Origin of the sequence: Streptomyces sp. sk2.1, from assembly GCF_008120935.1 — a bacterium.
Taxonomy (GTDB): Bacteria; Actinomycetota; Actinomycetes; order Streptomycetales; family Streptomycetaceae; genus Streptomyces.
The window spans coordinates 6,235-22,462 of record NZ_RDBO01000062.1 but is presented as its reverse complement, the minus strand read 5'-3'; the positions used below and the strand labels follow the sequence as shown (position 1 = coordinate 22,462).

Below are 16,228 nucleotides of genomic sequence, written 5' to 3'. Positions count from 1 at the left end.
TGTCTGGAGCGGTGGTCGGGTGAGGTGGCGGTGGCCGCGGTCAACGGCCCCTCCTCGACGGTGGTTTCGGGTTCCTCGGCGGCTCTGGACGAGCTGGTCACGGTTCTGGAGGGGGAGGGGGTGCGGTGCCGGCGGGTCCCGGTGGACTACGCCTCCCACTCCCCGCACGTCGAGACGATCGAGGAGGAACTCGCCCGCCTCCTGGCCCCGGTGTCCCCTCTGATTCCGGCCGTTCCGCTGTATTCGACGGTGACGGGCGAGGTGATCGACAGTGCTGTGCTGGATGCGGGTTACTGGTACCGCAATCTGCGGGGCACGGTCGAGTTCGAGAGCGCGGTCCGCTCCCTGCTGGCGGACGGGTTCACCGCGTTCGTGGAGTGCAGCGCGCATCCGGTGCTGACGATCGGTCTCCAGGAGACCTTCGAGMCCGCCGACACCGGCCCCGCGATCGCCGCGATACCGTCCCTGCGCCGCGACGAGGGCGGCATCCAGCGCTTCCTGCAGTCTCTCGGCCAGGCATGGACCCACGGCGTGGARGTSGYCTGGGGYCAGATACTGCCCGAGGCGGGGAGCCTCGTGGGGCTGCCGACGTACGCCTTCCAGCACAACCGGTACTGGCTCAACTCCGCGCACAACGAGACCGCTGCCGTCTCCGACCTGGGCACGGCCACGGCCGGACACCCGATCCTGGGACCGGCGGTCGAACTGCCCGGCTCGCAGTCGCTTTTGTTCACCGGGCGGCTGACACGGTCCACACACCCGTGGCTCGCGGACCACACGGTCGCCGGAACCGTACTGCTTCCCGGCACCGCCCTCGCCGACCTCGTCCTGTACGTCGCCGACGAGACCGGCTGCGGGCGGATCGACGAACTCACCCTCCGCGAGCCCCTGGTCGTACCCGAGAAGGGCGGCGTCCAGCTCCGCGTCGAAGTGGGGGAACCCGACGAGGACGGCCGGCGCGCCGTGTCCGTCCACTCCCGTCAGGAGGGCCGGGCCCCCGGCACCCCGTGGACCGGCCACGCCGACGCCGTGCTCGACACCGAGGGCGAGTCGCCGTCGTGGGACCTGGAGGTCTGGCCGCCGCTCGACGCCTCCGCCGTGGACACCACCGGCATCGACGGGGTGCACGCGGCCTGGCGGCGGGACGGGGAGCTGTACGCGGAAGTCGCCCTCGACGAGGAGGAGCGGACGGGAACGGACGGATTCGGCATTCACCCGTCCCTGCTGGACGCGGCACTCGGACTCACGGCGCTCATCGACGCCTCGCCGAGCCACGATTCCTTGCAGGACACCAGTACCGAGCAGAGCACCGGTACCGAGGGGGGCACCGACATCCGGCGGCCCGTCGGCCCGATCCTCAGCTCCCCCCACCACTGGCGCGGAGTCACCCTCCACGCGGTCGGCGCCCGCGCGCTGCGCGTCCGCATCACGGGCCGGGACCTCGAGAACCTGTCGCTCGCCGTCGCGGACGACGACGGGGCCCCGGTGGCCACCGTCGACGCCCTGGTGCTGCGGCCCGAGTCCGCGGAGCGGATCGAGCGGGCCGCGACCGTGCAGCGCGGCGGCCTGTACCGGGTGCGGTGGACCGAGGTGAAGCGGATGCCGCGCGCCGTGTACGAGCCCAGGACCTGGGCCGTCGTGGGCGAGGACCCGTTCAGGGCGCGTTCCGGGCTGATGGCCGCGGGCGTCTACGCCGAGGCGTACCCGGACCTGAACGCCCTGGCGGCCGGGATCGAGGCCGAGGGCGCGCCGTCCCCCGACGTCGTCCTGGTCACGAGCGCCCCGGACGAGGACGGCACGGCAGCGGCCGTGAGCCGGTCCGCGCAGGACGCGTTCCGGTGGGTCCGCACCTGGCTCGCGGACAACAGGTTCGCCGCCTCCCGACTGGTCCTCCTCACCCGTGGCGCGACCGCGTCCGACGGCGGCGCCCCCGCCGCGGCCGCCGCCCGGGGGCTGGTCCGGTCCGCCCAGGACGAGGCGCCGGGCCGGTTCGTACTGGCGGACACCGACGGCAGCAAGGCGTCCTGGCGCGCCCTGGTCAAGGCGCTCGCGACCGACGAGGACCAAGTGGCGCTGCGCCGCAGCACCGTCCGGGTGCCGAGGCTCGTCCAGGCCGGTCCGGCGGAGGAGGCGCCCGCCGCTCCCAGCGACGAAGCGGATGGGCCGGAGGCAACGGGCACGACCCTGATCACCGGGGGAGCGGGACAGCTGGGCGGCCTGCTCGCCCGGCACCTCGTCACCCGGCACGGCGTGCGCGACCTGCTGATCTGCGGATCCGACGGCACGGCGGCGGAAGCCGAGGAACTGGCGGCCGAACTCGCCGCGGCCGGGGCGGGCACCGGCGCCGAGTCCGTCGTGTGCGACATCACCGACCCGCAGGCGCTGAAGGCACTGGTGCGGAACCTGCCGGCCGACCGCCCGCTGCGCACGGTGATCCACGTGGCCGACACCCGTGGCCGTGCGGCCGGTGCGCCGGGTGCTGTCGGGGAGACGCCGGTCGCCGAGCTGACGCCGGAGCGGCTGGCCGAGGCGCTGGACGCGGGGACGGCGGCCGTACGGGCGCTGGGCGAGGCGATCGAGGACCTGGCCGAGGCACCGGAGCTCGTCCTGCTGTCCTCGTCCGCCGGGACCGTGGACGGGGCGGGTCACGCCGCCGACGCGGCCGTCGGGGCGTTCCTGGACGAGTGGGCGCGCGAACGCCGGGCGGCAGGGGTGTCCGTCGTCTCGGCGGGGGTGGCCCCGGACGTACAGGACCCGGAGCTGCTCGACGGACTGCGCCGGTCGGCCGATGCGGCCGTCGTCGTCGCCCGGCCGGACTTCGAGGGCCTGGCCGCGAAGGCCGCGTCCGGGAACCTGCCGTCCCTGTGGCGCGGCCTCGTGCGCACGCCGGGCCGCCGCGTCGTCAAGCAGGACGACGCGGGCCGGGGCACCACGTTCAAGCAGCGGCTGATCGGGGCGGACGAGGCGGAGCGCGAGCGGCTCCTGCTGGCCCTCGTCCTCGACCACGCCGCCGCCGCGCTGGGGCACGGCTCGCCCGGCGCCATCGACCCGGACCGCAAGTTCCGCGACCTCGGCTTCGACTCCCTGTCGGCGCTGGCCCTGCGCAACTCGCTCAACGGTGTCACCGCACTGCGGATGCCCCCGGGCGTGGTGTTCGACCACCCCACCGGCACCGAACTCGCCCAGCACATCAAGCAGCAGTTGCTCGGCCGCTGAGGGGGCGGCCCCGGCCSGGCCGGGGCCCCGCCACGAAGGGGAAGGCCGTCCCCGTGACGAACGGGAGGGCCGCCCCCGTGACGAACCCCACCACCAACAGGAAAGGAGACGTGGTCGTGAGAACAGAAGGCGTGTTCATCAACTCGGTCGGGGTGTACCTGCCCGACCGGGTGAGCACCGAGGATGCCGTGGCCGAGGGCCGCTACGACGAGGAGGTGTACAAGGCGAGCGGGCTGACCGGCACGCACATCGCCGACGGCATCTCCGCCCTGGAGATGGCGGTGATCGCGGCCGGTCGTGCGATGGAGCGCTCCGGCCTCGACATCGAGGACATCGAGTCCCACGTCCACAGCGGCGTGTACCACCAGGGCCCCGACGGTTCCTACCCGCCCGCGTACATCCTGCGGGAACTCGGCACCGGGGACATTCCCTCGCTGCACATCCGGCAGGGCTGCAACGGGATGCTGGCGGCGCTCGACGTCGTGATCGGTCAGATGACCGGCGCGGCCGAGGTCGAGGCCGCGCTGCTGACCACGGGGCAGAACTTCGCCACCCCGCTCATCGACCGCTGGCGCGGCTTCGGTGACTCGTACATCCTCGCCGACGGCGCGGCCGCGGCCGTCGTCACCCGCGACAGCGGCTTCGCCGAGGTCCGGTCCCTCAACTCCGGGACGCTGCCCGAACTGGAGCGGTGGCACCGGGGCGACGAGTCGCTGCTGCCGCCGCAGGACGGGTCCGGCCGGGAGGTCGCGGTCGCCGAACGGGCCGCGCTGTTCAACGAACGGGAGATGTCGCTCGCCGAAACGGTCGAGCGGATCAGCGAGTTCGACCTCTCGATCGTCCAGCGCTCACTGGTCGACGCCGACCTGAACGCCTCCGACATCGCCAAGGTCGTCCCCATCAACCAGGACGGCCGCATGATCGAGTACTCGATCATGGGCCCGCTGGGCCTGCCCATGTCCCGCTCCAGCTGGGACTTCGGCCGCACCGTCGGTCACGTCGGCGCCGCCGACCTGATCATCTCCCTCGACCACCTGGCGCGCACCGGTGAGGTGGCGCCGGGGGATCACGTCCTGCTGCTCTCCCAAGGCCCCGGCTGGATCAGTTCGGCCGGCGTCGTGACGATCAAGGAAGTTCCGCAATGGTGACAACCGGCACGGTGCCCGCCCCCGGCACCGATCTCCACTACGTGATGCAGGGCACCGGCCCCCTGCTGTTCGCCATGGACGGCGCCGGAGGGGACGCCAGGCGCATCCCCGGCCTCGTCGACCGCCTGACGGACTCCTACACGGTGGTGACCTACGACCGCCGCGGCATGTCGCGCAGCCCCGCGGGCGACCCGATGCCGGAGCTGACGCCGCGGACCCACGCCGACGACCTGGCCCTGCTGCTGAAGTCGCTGGCCGACGAACCCGCGCTGGTCTTCGGCACCAGCCTGGGGGCCCAGGTCGGGCTGCACCTGCTGGCCCGCCACCCGCAACTGGTGGACACCCTGGTGGCGCACGAACCCTCCGAGTTCCTGTTCCTGACCGAGGAGGAGCGGGCGGAGGCCGGGCAGGTCGTGCTGACGGCGTACGAGACGTACAAGAAGGAGGGGTTCGGCGCCGCCATGTCCCGCTGGGCGGCGTTCAACGACATCGACTACGGCAACCTGGAGTTCGAGCCGGGTGCCCAGCTGTCGCCCATGACCGACGAGCAGCTGGCCAACATCGACTTCTTCATCACGCACGAGATGCCCGCCTACAGCACCGTCCAGCTGGACGGGACGGGGCTGGACGTCGTACGGGCCGAGAAGGGCCGTCTCGTGCTCGCCACCGGTACCGCCTCCGAGCGCAACTGGTCCTACCGGTGCACGCACGGCCTCGCCGACCGGATCGGCCTCCCGGTCGAGGAGTTCCCCGGCGGACACGTCGGGCTCAAGACCCACCCCACGGCGTTCGCGACCCGCCTGCGCGAGGTCCTGCGGGCCAGGGGGCACTGACACCGAACACGGGCACGGCCGACGCCGCGCCCGGCTGCCGGATCGGCGCGCCTCATCCGGTTCCGTTCGGCTGCTCGGCGGAGCGCGACCGGCGATGGGCCGCCACTCGTTCGCGGGTCGCGCACCGGCGGGAGCAGTAGCGGCGTTCCGGTCCGCCGCCCTGGGTGATGAAGGCGTTCCGGCAGCTGGGTGATGCGCAGATCCTGCCGGGCGGGCGTTGGCGGTCCCAGACGAGTACGGCCAGGGACATGCAGGACGAGGCGAGGAGCCACTCGTCCCAGGGGGCGTCGTCGTCGTGGTCGAGGTGGGGATGCCAGGGAGTGCTGCCGCCGTGCGATGTCAGGCGGAGCGGTCCGGTGCGGTCCTTCAGGAGGCGGTTGAGCGCGGCCGCGGCGTCGTCGGCGTGTTCGGCGGCGAAGACCTGCCGCAGCAACGCGGCTGCCGTACGCATCCCGGCAATGTCGTGGACGGTGAGGTCGATGGGTTCGGCCTCACCGTACGCGCGGAGCACGTCGGCGACATCGGCCGGGTCGGGGCACTCGTCGGCCAGGACGTTGACCAGGGCGGCGGCCCGCCGGGCCGTTGTCAGTACGGAGTGCCGGGTGGACCAGTCGTCGCTGTTGAGGGACACGGATGCAATGTAACGCAACTTGTGCAGTTTTGAGTTACCTCCGTAACGTGCTAGTCATGAGAAAGCGTTACTCGCTTCGCCTGTATCTCGCGGGAACGGCGACAGCCCGTGCCGGGGACGAGATGTCAGGACCGGCGCTGATGCTGGCAGGATTCGCCCTGACCGGATCGACCCTCGAAGCATCGTCGCTGCTTGCGGGCATCACCGTCTCCGCCGCGGTCGGTGGCCCGGTGCTGGGGGCGCTCCTCGACAGGGCAGGACGACCGGGACGCCTGCTGGCCGGCGCCCTCGTCCTCTACGCGGCCGGGCTGGGAACGATCGTTGCAGGACTGGGCCGGTTGCCGTTCACTGTCACGATCTTGATCGCGGTGCTCACAGGGCTGCTGGGACCGGCGCTCTCGGGCGGTTGGACGGCCCAACTCCCGCGTGTGCTGCCGGGCGACCGCCTGCCGCGGGCGAACGCGCTCGACGCCATGACGTTCGGCGTGGCGGGTCTCGCTGGTCCGGCTCTCGCCGGTGGCGTGACGGAGGCGCTGGGAGCACCGACGGCCGTGGTGGTCTCCGCGGTGCTCATCACCTCGGCACTGCCCGCCGCGTGGCGGCTGCCCGCTCGCCCGGATCGGACGCCGCGGACCGGGGTGACTTCGGTGATCGGCGACCTCGTCGACGGAATGCGGGTCATCGCCGGAAGGCCGGCATTGGCCCGGGCGACCATCGCCTCCGTCGTCTCCTGCGTCGCCCAGGGAATGCTGATGGCGTGCATCCCGCTCCTGGGCGAACGAGTCCTGGGCGGGGCCGGCCACGGCGCGGCGCTGCTCTCCTGCGCGGCGGTCTCCGCCCTGGCGGCCAATGCCGTACTCGCCCGGTTTCCGCGTGCGGTCGCCCCCGACACGATCATCTGGGCCAGTGCTCTCGTTCAGGCCGCGGCGTTGGCCCTTGCCGCATGGGGGCGGCCGGTTGCGCTCATCGTGGCCGTGCTCATGGCGGGGATCGGGGAGGGGCCCCAACTGACCGCCCTGTTCGCCGTTCGCCACCGGGAGTCCCCCGAACACCTGCGGAGCCAGATCTTCACCACGGGTGCCAGCCTCAAGATCACTGGATTCGCCCTGGGCGCAGCCGTTGCCGGACCGCTCGTGATCTGGTCCCTTCCGGGCGCATTGGCGTTCGCAGCGGGTGCGGCGTCCCTCGCGGCACTGACGGGCTGCCCCGGGCTGCCCCGCGATTGCCGAGGTCTTGGCGCGTGATGCCGCCGCCCTGGCCCGTCGTTCGACGGAGCCGTCCGATCTGTCGCTGCTGGGGCTCGTGCGCCACATGGCCGGGGTGGAACACGGTCACGCCGACTTCCTGCGCGAGCGGATCGACGGTCGAGCGGGGCGGTGGACGTCGCGGAGGGATGCCGCGCTGGCGGATTCCGCCCGTCCCTTTGCGAGCGTGCAGGGCGCGTGACGCGGCGACGGCCGCGTGGGTTCTTGCGGTGTGGACATCGAGCAGGCCCGCGCGGCCGTGGTGGGCCTCGGGCTCGGCATCGCCGGGCTTCCGCGGTGGCCCTGATCCGTCTGCCACCGGTCGAACCCGTCGTCGGCACCGGTGGCCGAAGATCCTGGAGGCACCGGAGGCACCGGAGGCACCGGAGGCACCGGAGATCCCGGAGACCTCGGAGGGCGTCCGGCATTCCCGGCTGCCGCAGGGCCGATACCGGGGTATGGCGGGGTGCCGCCCGCGCCGTCACGGGCGGCACCCCGGGGCCCCGCGTCAGGTGCGCGGGGCCGGTCCGTCGCCGATGTCGGCGATGATCTGCTCCAGGTCGGCCGGTACCGCGCTCCGCAGACGGGGAGTGGCGGCATCCGCCCTGCCTGTACCACTGATGTACCCGACGGACTCGACGCCGTCGACGGGCCGTTCGGCCGGATCGGACATGGAACCTCCTGCACGGTGGGGAAGGGCAGCACCGACCGGCCCACGTGGCCGGTCGGCGCAACCATCCGGTCCCGGCTAAAGGCAGGCATGCGCGGACGCTGCGGGAAGCCGCCCCGCGCGAGTGCCCGGGGCGAACCGTCCCGCGCGAGCGCTGAGAAAACCGCGCGGGAAGGGCCGTCCTACGCCGCCGTGCACAACCTCCAGACGCCGGGCTGCACCTCCGACCAGCCGGGGCGGGTCGGCCCTCCGGAGTCGAGCCCGTCCAGCCGGCGGCGGGCGTAGGACTCCAGCCGGGCATCGGCCAGGGACGCGGCGTACGTCAGACAGGTGGTGAAGTGCCCCTGCGCCACCTCCCGTTCACCGGACTCCAGGGCCAGCAGCCCCAGTACCCGATGGGCCTCGAACCCGGTCCGCGCGTCCTGCGCCGCGCAATCCAGCGCGGGCGGTACCAGCGCGGCGGCCGCGTCCGTCGCCCCGGCGTCGAGACGCAGACCCGCGAGACCGGTCAGGGCCCGGCAACGCTCGATCTCCGCCCCCGCCACATCGGCCGCCATCAGGGCGCGCTCGTACAGTTCCCCGGCCGTGTCCAGGCGGCGCCGCTGCCAGGCGAGGTCGCCCAGCGACCGCAGCAGCCGGGCCTGCGCCGCGAGATCACCCAGGTGCTGCGCCGCCTCCAGGGCCAGACCCTGGCACGCGTCCCGCTCCTCCCAGGCCCCCAGCACCTCCAGGAAACCCGTCATGCCGTCCACCAGCCGCAGGCACTGCGCCCACAGCCGGGCCGCGTGCGCCTGCCGGACCACGGCCATCAGCGCGGGCAGCCGCAGGCGGAACCACTCCAGCGGATGCGCCCCGTCGACCGTCGTGGGCCCGGACGGCCCCGCTTCCTCCACCGCCCTCGCGAACGCCCCGCACAACCGGGCCAGCGCGGCCCGGACCGCCTCGGGTTCCTCCTCCGCCTGGAGCCGCTCCCGGGCCAGCAGCCGCAACAGCTCCGGCAGGTGGTGATGGTCCGGGCGCCCCGCGGACGGCAGCTCCGCGCACAGCAACCGCGCACGCACCAGCGAGTCGGTCGTCGCACGTGCCGTCGCCACATCCGTGTCCAGCACCGCCGCCGCGGCGTCCGGCGCGAAAGGACCGGCGGGCAACAGCCCGAACAGCCGGAACGCCCGCAGCTCGGCGGCACCGACCCCGTCCAGGGCGGCGCACAGCCGGGCACGGAACCCGGGGCTCGCCGCCTCCAGCTCCGCGAGCCGGGTGCGTTCGTCGCGCAGCCGGGCCGCGAGGCCGCCGAGCGGCAGCCGCGACCGGCCGGTCAGCGCGTCCGCCGCCGCCCGCAACGCCAACGGCAACCGGCCGCACGACTCCACGACCCCGGCGCACTCCGCACCCTCCGCGACATCCGCCGGCTGTCCGGCCGCCGCCGCGAACAGCCGCCGCGCCTCCCGCGCCGTCGGCACGTCGAGGCGGACGACCCGCCCGGCGAGCCCGTCGGGCACCCGCCGACAGGTGACCAGCACCGTGCAGTCCGGTACGGCCGACAGCACCGGCCGCACCTGCTCGGCATCGGCCACGTCGTCCAGGACCAGCAGCACCCGCCGCCCGTCCGTCGACTCCGCCACCATGTCGCGCAGTTCGCCGACCCGTTCCGGCAGTGGTCCTCGGACCCCGTACCGGCGCAGCACCCCGGTCAGTACGCCGACGGCATCCAGCGGACCGCGCCCGTCGGGCCGCAGCCGCACGAAGACCGGCACGTCGAACAGGTCCCCCGTGCGATGTGCGACCGTCAGCGCCAGGGCGGTCTTGCCGACCCCCGCCGTACCGGTGACGATCACGAGCCTTCCGCCGGGCGCTCCCAGCACGTCCCGCAGCGCCGCCAACTCTTCCTCGCGCCCCGTGAACAGCTCGTCGGCCGGGGGCAGTTGCGCCACCGTCGAGCCGCCGGACGGCACCTGCGGCCGGGAGGCCGCCGACCCGGGGGCGGGCACCGGGCCGGCGGCCCGCGCGGCACCGACGGCCCGCGCGGGCCCGGAACCCGCATCGGGCCCGGCACCCGGCACGTGCCCGACGGAGCCCGAAGCGTGCCCGGAGCCCGGTGCGCGCCCGGGGTCCGCAGCGTGCCCGGAGCCCGGTGCGTGTCCCGGAGCCGGCGCGTGCCCGGCCCGCGCCGTCGGCCTGAGCAGCGAGGGGTCGCCCACCAGGATCCGCTGGTGCAACGCCTGGAGCGAACGGCCCGGCTCTATGGCCAACTCGTCCACCAGCCCCCGGCGCAGCCGCCCGAAGACCTGCAACGCGTCCGCCTGCCGTCCCGACCGGTACAGCGCCACCATCAGGTGCGCGTGGAACTCCTCCCGCAACGGCAGCTCCGCGACCACCGACTGCAACTCGCCGATCAGCTCGCGATGGCGTCCCAGATGCAGCTCGGCCCGGATGCACTGCTCCAGCGCCGCCGTGCGCACCTCCGCCAGACGCACCGCCGTCGCGTCCAGGAGCGGGCCGTGCGGGGTGTCCGACAGCAGCGGTCCGCGCCACAGCCCCAGCGCCTGACGCTGGAGATCGGCCGCGGCCCGGTAGTCCTGCCGCTCCATCACCTCCCGGCCCCGGCCGTGCAGCTCCTCGAAGACCGTCAGGTCCAACTGGGCCGGGTCGATCCGCAGTTCGTAACCCGGTGGCCGGGTCACCAGCGCGTCCCGGCCGAACTCGGCGTCCGCCTCGTGCAACAGCTTGCGCAGCTGCGAGACGTACACCTGGAGTGTCGTCGTCGCGGTACGGGGCGGGTTCTCCCCCCACAGCTCGTCGATCAGACCGTCCACCGAGACGATCTCGTTGGCCCGCACCAGCAGTGTGGCGAGCACGACCCGGATCTTCGCCGCACGAGGCGTCAGATCCCCCGCAGCCCCCGCAACTACTGCGGTTCCGACAGTCCCCGCGGCCCCCGCGGTTCCGGCGGCCCCCCGCGGGGCACGCACCTCCAACGGTCCGAGAATCCTGAATCGCATGCGGCCCCCTGTCCTCGGCGCCCCACGATAGGCGGGGTGACACCCCTGCTTTCGGACAGGCTCCCCCCTAAATCCGCCGGACACCGCCCCGACCCCGCCCGCACCGCACACGGGATCTGCAAGCCCTGCTTTAGCCCCTGCGACGAGCATGCGCACGCCCTGGCCTGAGCGGACACCACACCTCCCGCCCCGGTCCCGAGCGCACCACGAGGGGGTCGAGAATGACCGGCAACTACACCGCCGACACCACACGAGACGACACCGGGCACGGCACGTTCACCCAGCTGATGCTCGACCGGGCGCGGACCCTGGCCCACGACGACGCCCACATATTCCTGCGGGACTCCGGCACCGGCACCACCGCGGAACACCTCACCTACGCCGCACTCGACCGCGCCGCCCGGACCCTGGCGGTCCGGCTGCGCGAGCGCGGCGCCGCGGGCCAGCCCGTCCTGCTGCTCCACCCGCCCGGCCCGGACTTCATCGAGGCGTTCATCGGCTGCCTGTACGCCGGGGCGATCGCCGTCCCCGCCCCGCTGCCCGGCGACCGCGGCGAACGCCTGCAGCGCGTGACCGGCATCATCAAGGACACCGGCGCGCAACTCGTCCTCACCGACACGGCCAACGCCCCCGAGGTGTCGCTGTGGCTCGCCACCGCCGGCCGCGGTGACGTCGTCTGCCTCGCCTCCGACATCGACGACGGGACCGACCCGGACGACTGGAAGGCCCCGCTGACCGGCCCCGACGACCTGGCGTTCCTCCAGTACACCTCCGGCTCCACCTCGAAGCCGCGCGGCGTCATGGTCAGCCACCGCAACCTCCTCGCCAACCAGGCGACCATCCACCGCGCCCTGCGCACCACCCCCGCCGACCGGTTCGGCAGCTGGCTTCCCCACTACCACGACATGGGCCTCATCGCCCATCTGCTGCACCCCCTGTGGCTGGGCAGCGCCTCCGTGCAGATGTCCTCGACCGCCTTCGTCAAACGCCCCGTCCGCTGGCTGAAGATGATCGAACAGCACGGGGTGACGATCGGCGGCGGCCCCAACTTCTGCTACGACCTGTGTCTGCGCCGGGTCACCGACGAACAGCTCGCCGACCTCGACCTGACGAACTGGCGACTGGCCCTCAACGGCGCCGAACCGGTACGCGCCCGGACCCTGGAGGCCTTCGCCGCCCGCTTCGGCGCGGCCGGCCTGCGGGCGGACACCGTCTACCCGGCCTACGGCCTCGCCGAGGCCACCCTCATGGTGTCGGGCGGCACCCCCGGCCGCCCCTATGGTTGGCTCACCGTCGACGGCCCCGGCCTCGAACACGACACCCTGCGCGCCCCCGCCACCGGCCACGGCGCCCGCACCCTGGTCAGCAGCGGCACCGCCGACGACTTCGACCTCCGCATCGTCGACCCCGTCGGCGGCGGCGAACTGCCCGCCGGACACGTCGGCGAGATCTGGTTGCGCGGCGACAGCGTGGCACAGGGCTACTGGCGCAAGCCCCTGGAGACCGCCGAGACCTTCCACGCCACCCTCGCCGGGGGCGCCGGCGGCTACCTGCGCACCGGAGACCTCGGCGTGCTCGACGGCGGCGAACTGTACGTCACCGGACGCCTCAAGGAAGTCATCATCCTCAACGGCCGCAACATCTACCCGCAGGACATCGAGTGGGCGGTGCGCGAGGCGAGCCCCGCACTCGGCGCGGGCCACGGCGCCGTGTTCACGGTGGGCGCCGACCGCGAACAGCTCGTCGTCGTCCAGGAGGTGCGCGCCCCCCACGCCGACCGGGAACGGCTCCAGGACCTCGCCTGCCGGGTACAGGCCCTGATCGGCCGGGACTTCGACGTCCCCGCGGCCAACGTCGTACTGGTGCGCCCCGGCACCCTGCGCCGCACCACCAGCGGCAAGGTCCAGCGCACCCTGATGCGCAGGCTCTTCCTGGAAGGACAGCTGTCCGCGCTGTACGAGGTCCTCGACCCGGAGGTCCGGGCACTCCTCCAGCCGCACCCGGACGCCGACGGCCCGCTGCCGGTCACCACCGGCGCACGGTGGCGGGACACCTCGTGGTGAGCGGCGTCGCCGCCCCGCCGCGGACCCCCGCCCCCGTCGTCCGGCCCGGCGGCCCGGCGACGCTCCCCGACCGGGCGGCCGAACTGGAGGAACTCCTCGGCGACCCGGCGGCCCGCGGCAACCCGGTCGGCTTCGCCGCCCTGCTCTCCGCCGACCGGCGCGCCGTGCTGTCCGCCGACGCCGAGGACCTGCTCGACGACTTCGGCATGCACCTGGAATACGTACCGCGCGAACTGGGCGGCCGGTTCGACTCCGCGGAGACGCTGCTGCGCGTGATGCGGCCGGTCTTCCGCCGCGACGTGGCCCTCGGCATGGGGTACGGCATGAGCACCTTCATGGCCGCCTCCGACGTGTGGATGACCGGCGGCACGGAACAGCGCGCCTGGCTGGCCGGGCTGCTGCGCTCCCGCGCCAAGGCCGCCATCGCCCAGCACGAGACCGCCCACACCAACGACTTCGTGCGCAGCCAGGTCCGCGCGACGCCGAAGGACGGCCGACTGCACGTCACCGGCGCCAAGACCATCGTCAACAACGGCCGCCGCGCCGACGCCCTGGTGCTGTTCTGCCGCACCGACGAACGCGTCGGCAGCCGGAGCCACTCGGCGCTGCTGCTCGACCCGCACACCCTGCCCGCCGACCGGTACCGCGTCAGGGCCCGCCGCCCCTCCGTCGGACTGCGCGGATGCCTGCTGGACGGCATGGAGTTCGACGACTGCCCGGTCCCCGCACAGGCCCTGCTAGGACCGGCCGGCAGCGGGGTCCCCACCGCCCTGCGGTCCTTCCAGATGAGCCGCACCCTCACCGCCGCACTGGTGGCCGCGTCCGTCGACACCAGCCTGCGCACCGCCGTGCTCGTCGACCGCATGCAGGGCCCCGGCGACGGCGGGCTCTCGCCCGTGGACCCCGAGCACACGGCGGCCACCCTCGCCAACGCCTTCGTGAACCTGCTGTTCTACGACTGCCTCGCCGTCGTCGCCACCCGGGCCCTGCACCTGTGCCCGGCCGAGACCAGCGTCTACTCCGCCGCCATCAAGGCCCTGCTGCCGCGCGTACTGAGCGAGACGATGTACGACCTGGCGACCGTGCTCGGCTCGCAGCTCTACACCCGCGGCGGCACGATCGGCGTCTTCCAGAAGCACATCCGGGACGTGCCGGTCGTCAGCCTCGGGCACGCCGGGACCGTCGCCTGCCAGACGACGATCATCCCGCAGCTCCAACGGCTCGCCCGCGACTGGTTCACCGGAGAGCCCGCCCACCCCGCCCTGTTCCGCCCCGGCGCCCCGATGGCCCCGTTCTCCTACCCGCGCCTCGCACTCGCCTGCGGCCGGGACAGCCTCAGCGCCTCCCTGGTCGCGACGGCCGCGGGACTGACCGGCCGCAACCCCGTCGAACGCGCACTGCGCGCCCTGGCCGAGCAGATGGTCGACGAACTGCGCGACCTGCGCACCCGCGTCCTGGCCCTGCCGTCCGTGGACGAGCACACCCCGGTGCGGCCCGCGTGGTTCGCCCTGACCGACCGGTACGTCCTCGTGCTCGCCGCCGCGGCCGTACTCGGCGTGTGGCGGCACGCCCACGACGGCACGGACCCCTTCCTCGCCGACCCCGCCTGGGCGACCGCGGCGCTGCACCGCATCGCCCGACGGCTCGGCGCCCCCGCCGTGGACCTGCCCGTCGAGTGCATGGCCCGCGTCCACCAGGAGGTACTGGCCAGGTTCGGCGACCGCCGCAGCTACGACCTGTACAACACCCCGCTACCCGGCTGACCGCCGACGGCGGCACGACCACCCGCCGACGACGGCCCCCCAAAAAAGCCCCCGAGGAGACCCGGCATGACCTTCTCCGCGCCGCCCAAGGCGGCGGCCCGCCTGCACGGCTGGCTCACCGACCGCCTGGCGGCCTATCTGGACCGGGCCCCGGAGAGCATCGACCCGACGGTGCCGCTCGCCGTGTACGGCATGGACTCCGTGTGCGCGCTGAGCCTGTGCGGCGACGTCGAGGACGACTTCGGCATCGCCGTGGACCCCTCCCTGGCCTGGGACCACCCCACGGTCTCCGCCCTGGCCGGCTATCTGGCCGCACGCGGCGTCGAGCCGCCCGCCGACGGGCGGCGGGCATGAACCCGGGCGCCGTCGCCATCGTCGGCCTGGACTGCGTCTTCCCCGGCGCCCCCGACGCCGACGCGTACTGGGACCTGCTGATCCGGGGCGCCGACGCGATCGGCGAACTGCCCGAGCAGCGCCGTACCGGCCCCGGCTTCGACGAAGCGGTCCACGGCGGCTTCATCGAGGACATCGGGACCTTCGACAACGACTTCTTCGCCATCTCGCCGCGCGAGGCCGCCGCGATGGACCCCCAGCAACGGCTGCTCCTGCAGTGCGCGTGGCGGGCGCTGGAGAACTCCGGACGCTCCCCCTCCGCGCTCGCGGGCAGCGACACCGGCGTCTTCGTCGGCGTGATGGGCACCGAATGGGCCCAGCTCCACATGTCCGACTACGCCCGGGTCACCCCCCAGCTCGGAGCCGGCAGCAGCTCCGGCATGACCGCCAACCGCATCTCCTACCACCTCGACCTCAAGGGCCCCAGCCTCGCCGTCGACACCGCCTGCTCCTCGTCGCTGGTCGCCGTGCACCTGGCGGTCAACTCGCTGCTGTCGGGCGAGTGCTCCACCGCCGTCGCCGGAGGCGTCAACCTGGTCCTCACCCCGGCCCTCGGGCTGGTCTACGCACGCATGGGACTGGCCGCACCGGACGGACGCTGCAAACCCTTCAGCGCGGACGCCGACGGCATCGGGCGCAGCGACGGCGTGGGCGCCGTGGTGCTGCGGCGACTGGCGGACGCCCAGGCCGACGGGCAGCGGATCTACGCCGTCATCCGCGGCACCGCCGTCAACCAGGACGGCCGCAGCAACGGCGTCACCGCCCCCAACCGCTGGTCGCAGCGCGAAGTCGTCGCCGCCGCCTGTCGCCGGGCCGCGATCACGGCCGGACAGGTGCGCTTCATGGAGGCCCACGGCACCGGAACCGCCCTCGGCGACATCATCGAGTGCGCCGCCCTCGGCGAGCTGCACGCCGTGCAACGGGAGGAGCCCTGCGGCATCGGCTCCGTGAAGGGCAACCTCGGCCACACCGAAGGGGCCGCCGGCATCGCCGGCCTGATCAAGGTCGCGCTCGCCCTGCACCACCGGATCGTGCCGGCCAGCCGGTTCGCCACCCGCGAGAACCCGCAGCTCCGGCTCGCCGAACGCGGCCTGCGCCTGCTCAAGGCCCCCGTGCGGCTGCCCGCCGACGAGGTCTTCGCCGGGGTCAGCAGCTTCGGCATGGGCGGCACCAACGCCCACGCCGTCCTGGTTGACGGCGGTGCCGCGGATGACGGCGTAGATCCGCTGCCCGTCGGCCTGGGCGTCCGCCAGTCGCCGCAGCACCAC

At 73.7% G+C, this 16,228-nt stretch carries 12 protein-coding genes; 9 read left to right on the top strand and 3 right to left on the bottom strand.

Annotation, left to right across the window (positions count from 1 at the left end):
• The 3 genes from EAO76_RS22230 to EAO76_RS22220 all read left to right on the top strand — a co-directional run.
• Positions 1-3,216 (top strand): acyltransferase domain-containing protein (locus EAO76_RS22230; protein ID WP_148837710.1); only part of this gene is annotated, 3,216 nt, incomplete at its 5' end.
• Positions 3,217-3,332: 116 nt separating this feature from the next.
• Positions 3,333-4,364 carry a ketoacyl-ACP synthase III family protein gene (locus EAO76_RS22225; protein WP_148837709.1) on the top strand — a complete coding sequence of 344 codons (1,032 nt, stop codon included), beginning with the start codon at positions 3,333-3,335 and terminating at the stop codon, positions 4,362-4,364.
• Positions 4,358-5,197, top strand: coding sequence for an alpha/beta fold hydrolase (locus EAO76_RS22220; RefSeq protein WP_148837708.1), 840 nt, complete (start codon positions 4,358-4,360; stop codon positions 5,195-5,197). The genes EAO76_RS22225 and EAO76_RS22220 overlap by 7 nt, the downstream gene beginning before the upstream one ends.
• Before the next feature lie 52 nt (positions 5,198-5,249).
• Here EAO76_RS22220 and EAO76_RS22215 read toward each other — a convergent pair whose 3' ends face one another.
• A complete protein-coding gene (locus EAO76_RS22215; RefSeq protein ID WP_222872190.1) occupies positions 5,250-5,828 on the bottom strand; it encodes a CGNR zinc finger domain-containing protein in 579 nt (192 codons plus the stop codon).
• 56 nt (positions 5,829-5,884) lie between these two features.
• On the opposite strand from EAO76_RS22215, the gene EAO76_RS22210 reads away from it, so the two are divergent.
• Positions 5,885-7,072 carry an MFS transporter gene (locus tag EAO76_RS22210; protein WP_148837706.1) on the top strand — a complete coding sequence of 396 codons (1,188 nt, stop codon included), beginning with the start codon at positions 5,885-5,887 and terminating at the stop codon, positions 7,070-7,072.
• The gene (locus tag EAO76_RS47335) at positions 7,062-7,274 is read left to right on the top strand and encodes a hypothetical protein (protein ID WP_316248364.1); all 213 of its coding nucleotides are present in this window, start codon (positions 7,062-7,064) and stop codon (positions 7,272-7,274) included. Before EAO76_RS22210 ends, EAO76_RS47335 begins: the two co-directional genes overlap by 11 nt.
• A gap of 306 nt (positions 7,275-7,580) precedes the next feature.
• On the opposite strand, the gene EAO76_RS44740 is transcribed toward EAO76_RS47335, so the two are convergent.
• Both EAO76_RS44740 and EAO76_RS22200 read right to left on the bottom strand, forming a co-directional pair.
• Positions 7,581-7,745 (bottom strand): hypothetical protein, encoded by a 165-nt coding sequence (locus tag EAO76_RS44740; RefSeq protein ID WP_187438742.1) that lies wholly within the window; start codon positions 7,743-7,745, stop codon positions 7,581-7,583.
• A 179-nt stretch (positions 7,746-7,924) separates the two neighbouring features.
• A complete protein-coding gene (locus EAO76_RS22200; protein ID WP_187438741.1) occupies positions 7,925-10,597 on the bottom strand; it encodes a BTAD domain-containing putative transcriptional regulator in 2,673 nt (890 codons plus the stop codon).
• Positions 10,598-10,962: 365 nt separating this feature from the next.
• Here EAO76_RS22200 and EAO76_RS22195 point away from each other — a divergent pair, with 365 nt between their 5' ends.
• From EAO76_RS22195 to EAO76_RS22180, 4 genes are all read left to right on the top strand, one after another.
• Positions 10,963-12,804: a fatty acyl-AMP ligase gene (locus EAO76_RS22195; RefSeq protein WP_148837704.1), complete on the top strand. Its 1,842-nt coding sequence runs from the start codon at positions 10,963-10,965 to the stop codon at positions 12,802-12,804.
• The gene (locus tag EAO76_RS22190; protein ID WP_262375657.1) at positions 12,783-14,567 is read left to right on the top strand and encodes an acyl-CoA dehydrogenase; all 1,785 of its coding nucleotides are present in this window, start codon (positions 12,783-12,785) and stop codon (positions 14,565-14,567) included. The genes EAO76_RS22195 and EAO76_RS22190 overlap by 22 nt, the downstream gene beginning before the upstream one ends.
• 66 nt (positions 14,568-14,633) lie before the next feature.
• Positions 14,634-14,921 carry an acyl carrier protein gene (locus EAO76_RS22185; RefSeq protein WP_148837703.1) on the top strand — a complete coding sequence of 96 codons (288 nt, stop codon included), beginning with the start codon at positions 14,634-14,636 and terminating at the stop codon, positions 14,919-14,921.
• Positions 14,918-16,228: polyketide synthase (locus tag EAO76_RS22180; RefSeq protein WP_148837714.1), on the top strand; the 1,311-nt coding region annotated here is incomplete at its 3' end. The genes EAO76_RS22185 and EAO76_RS22180, both read left to right, overlap by 4 nt.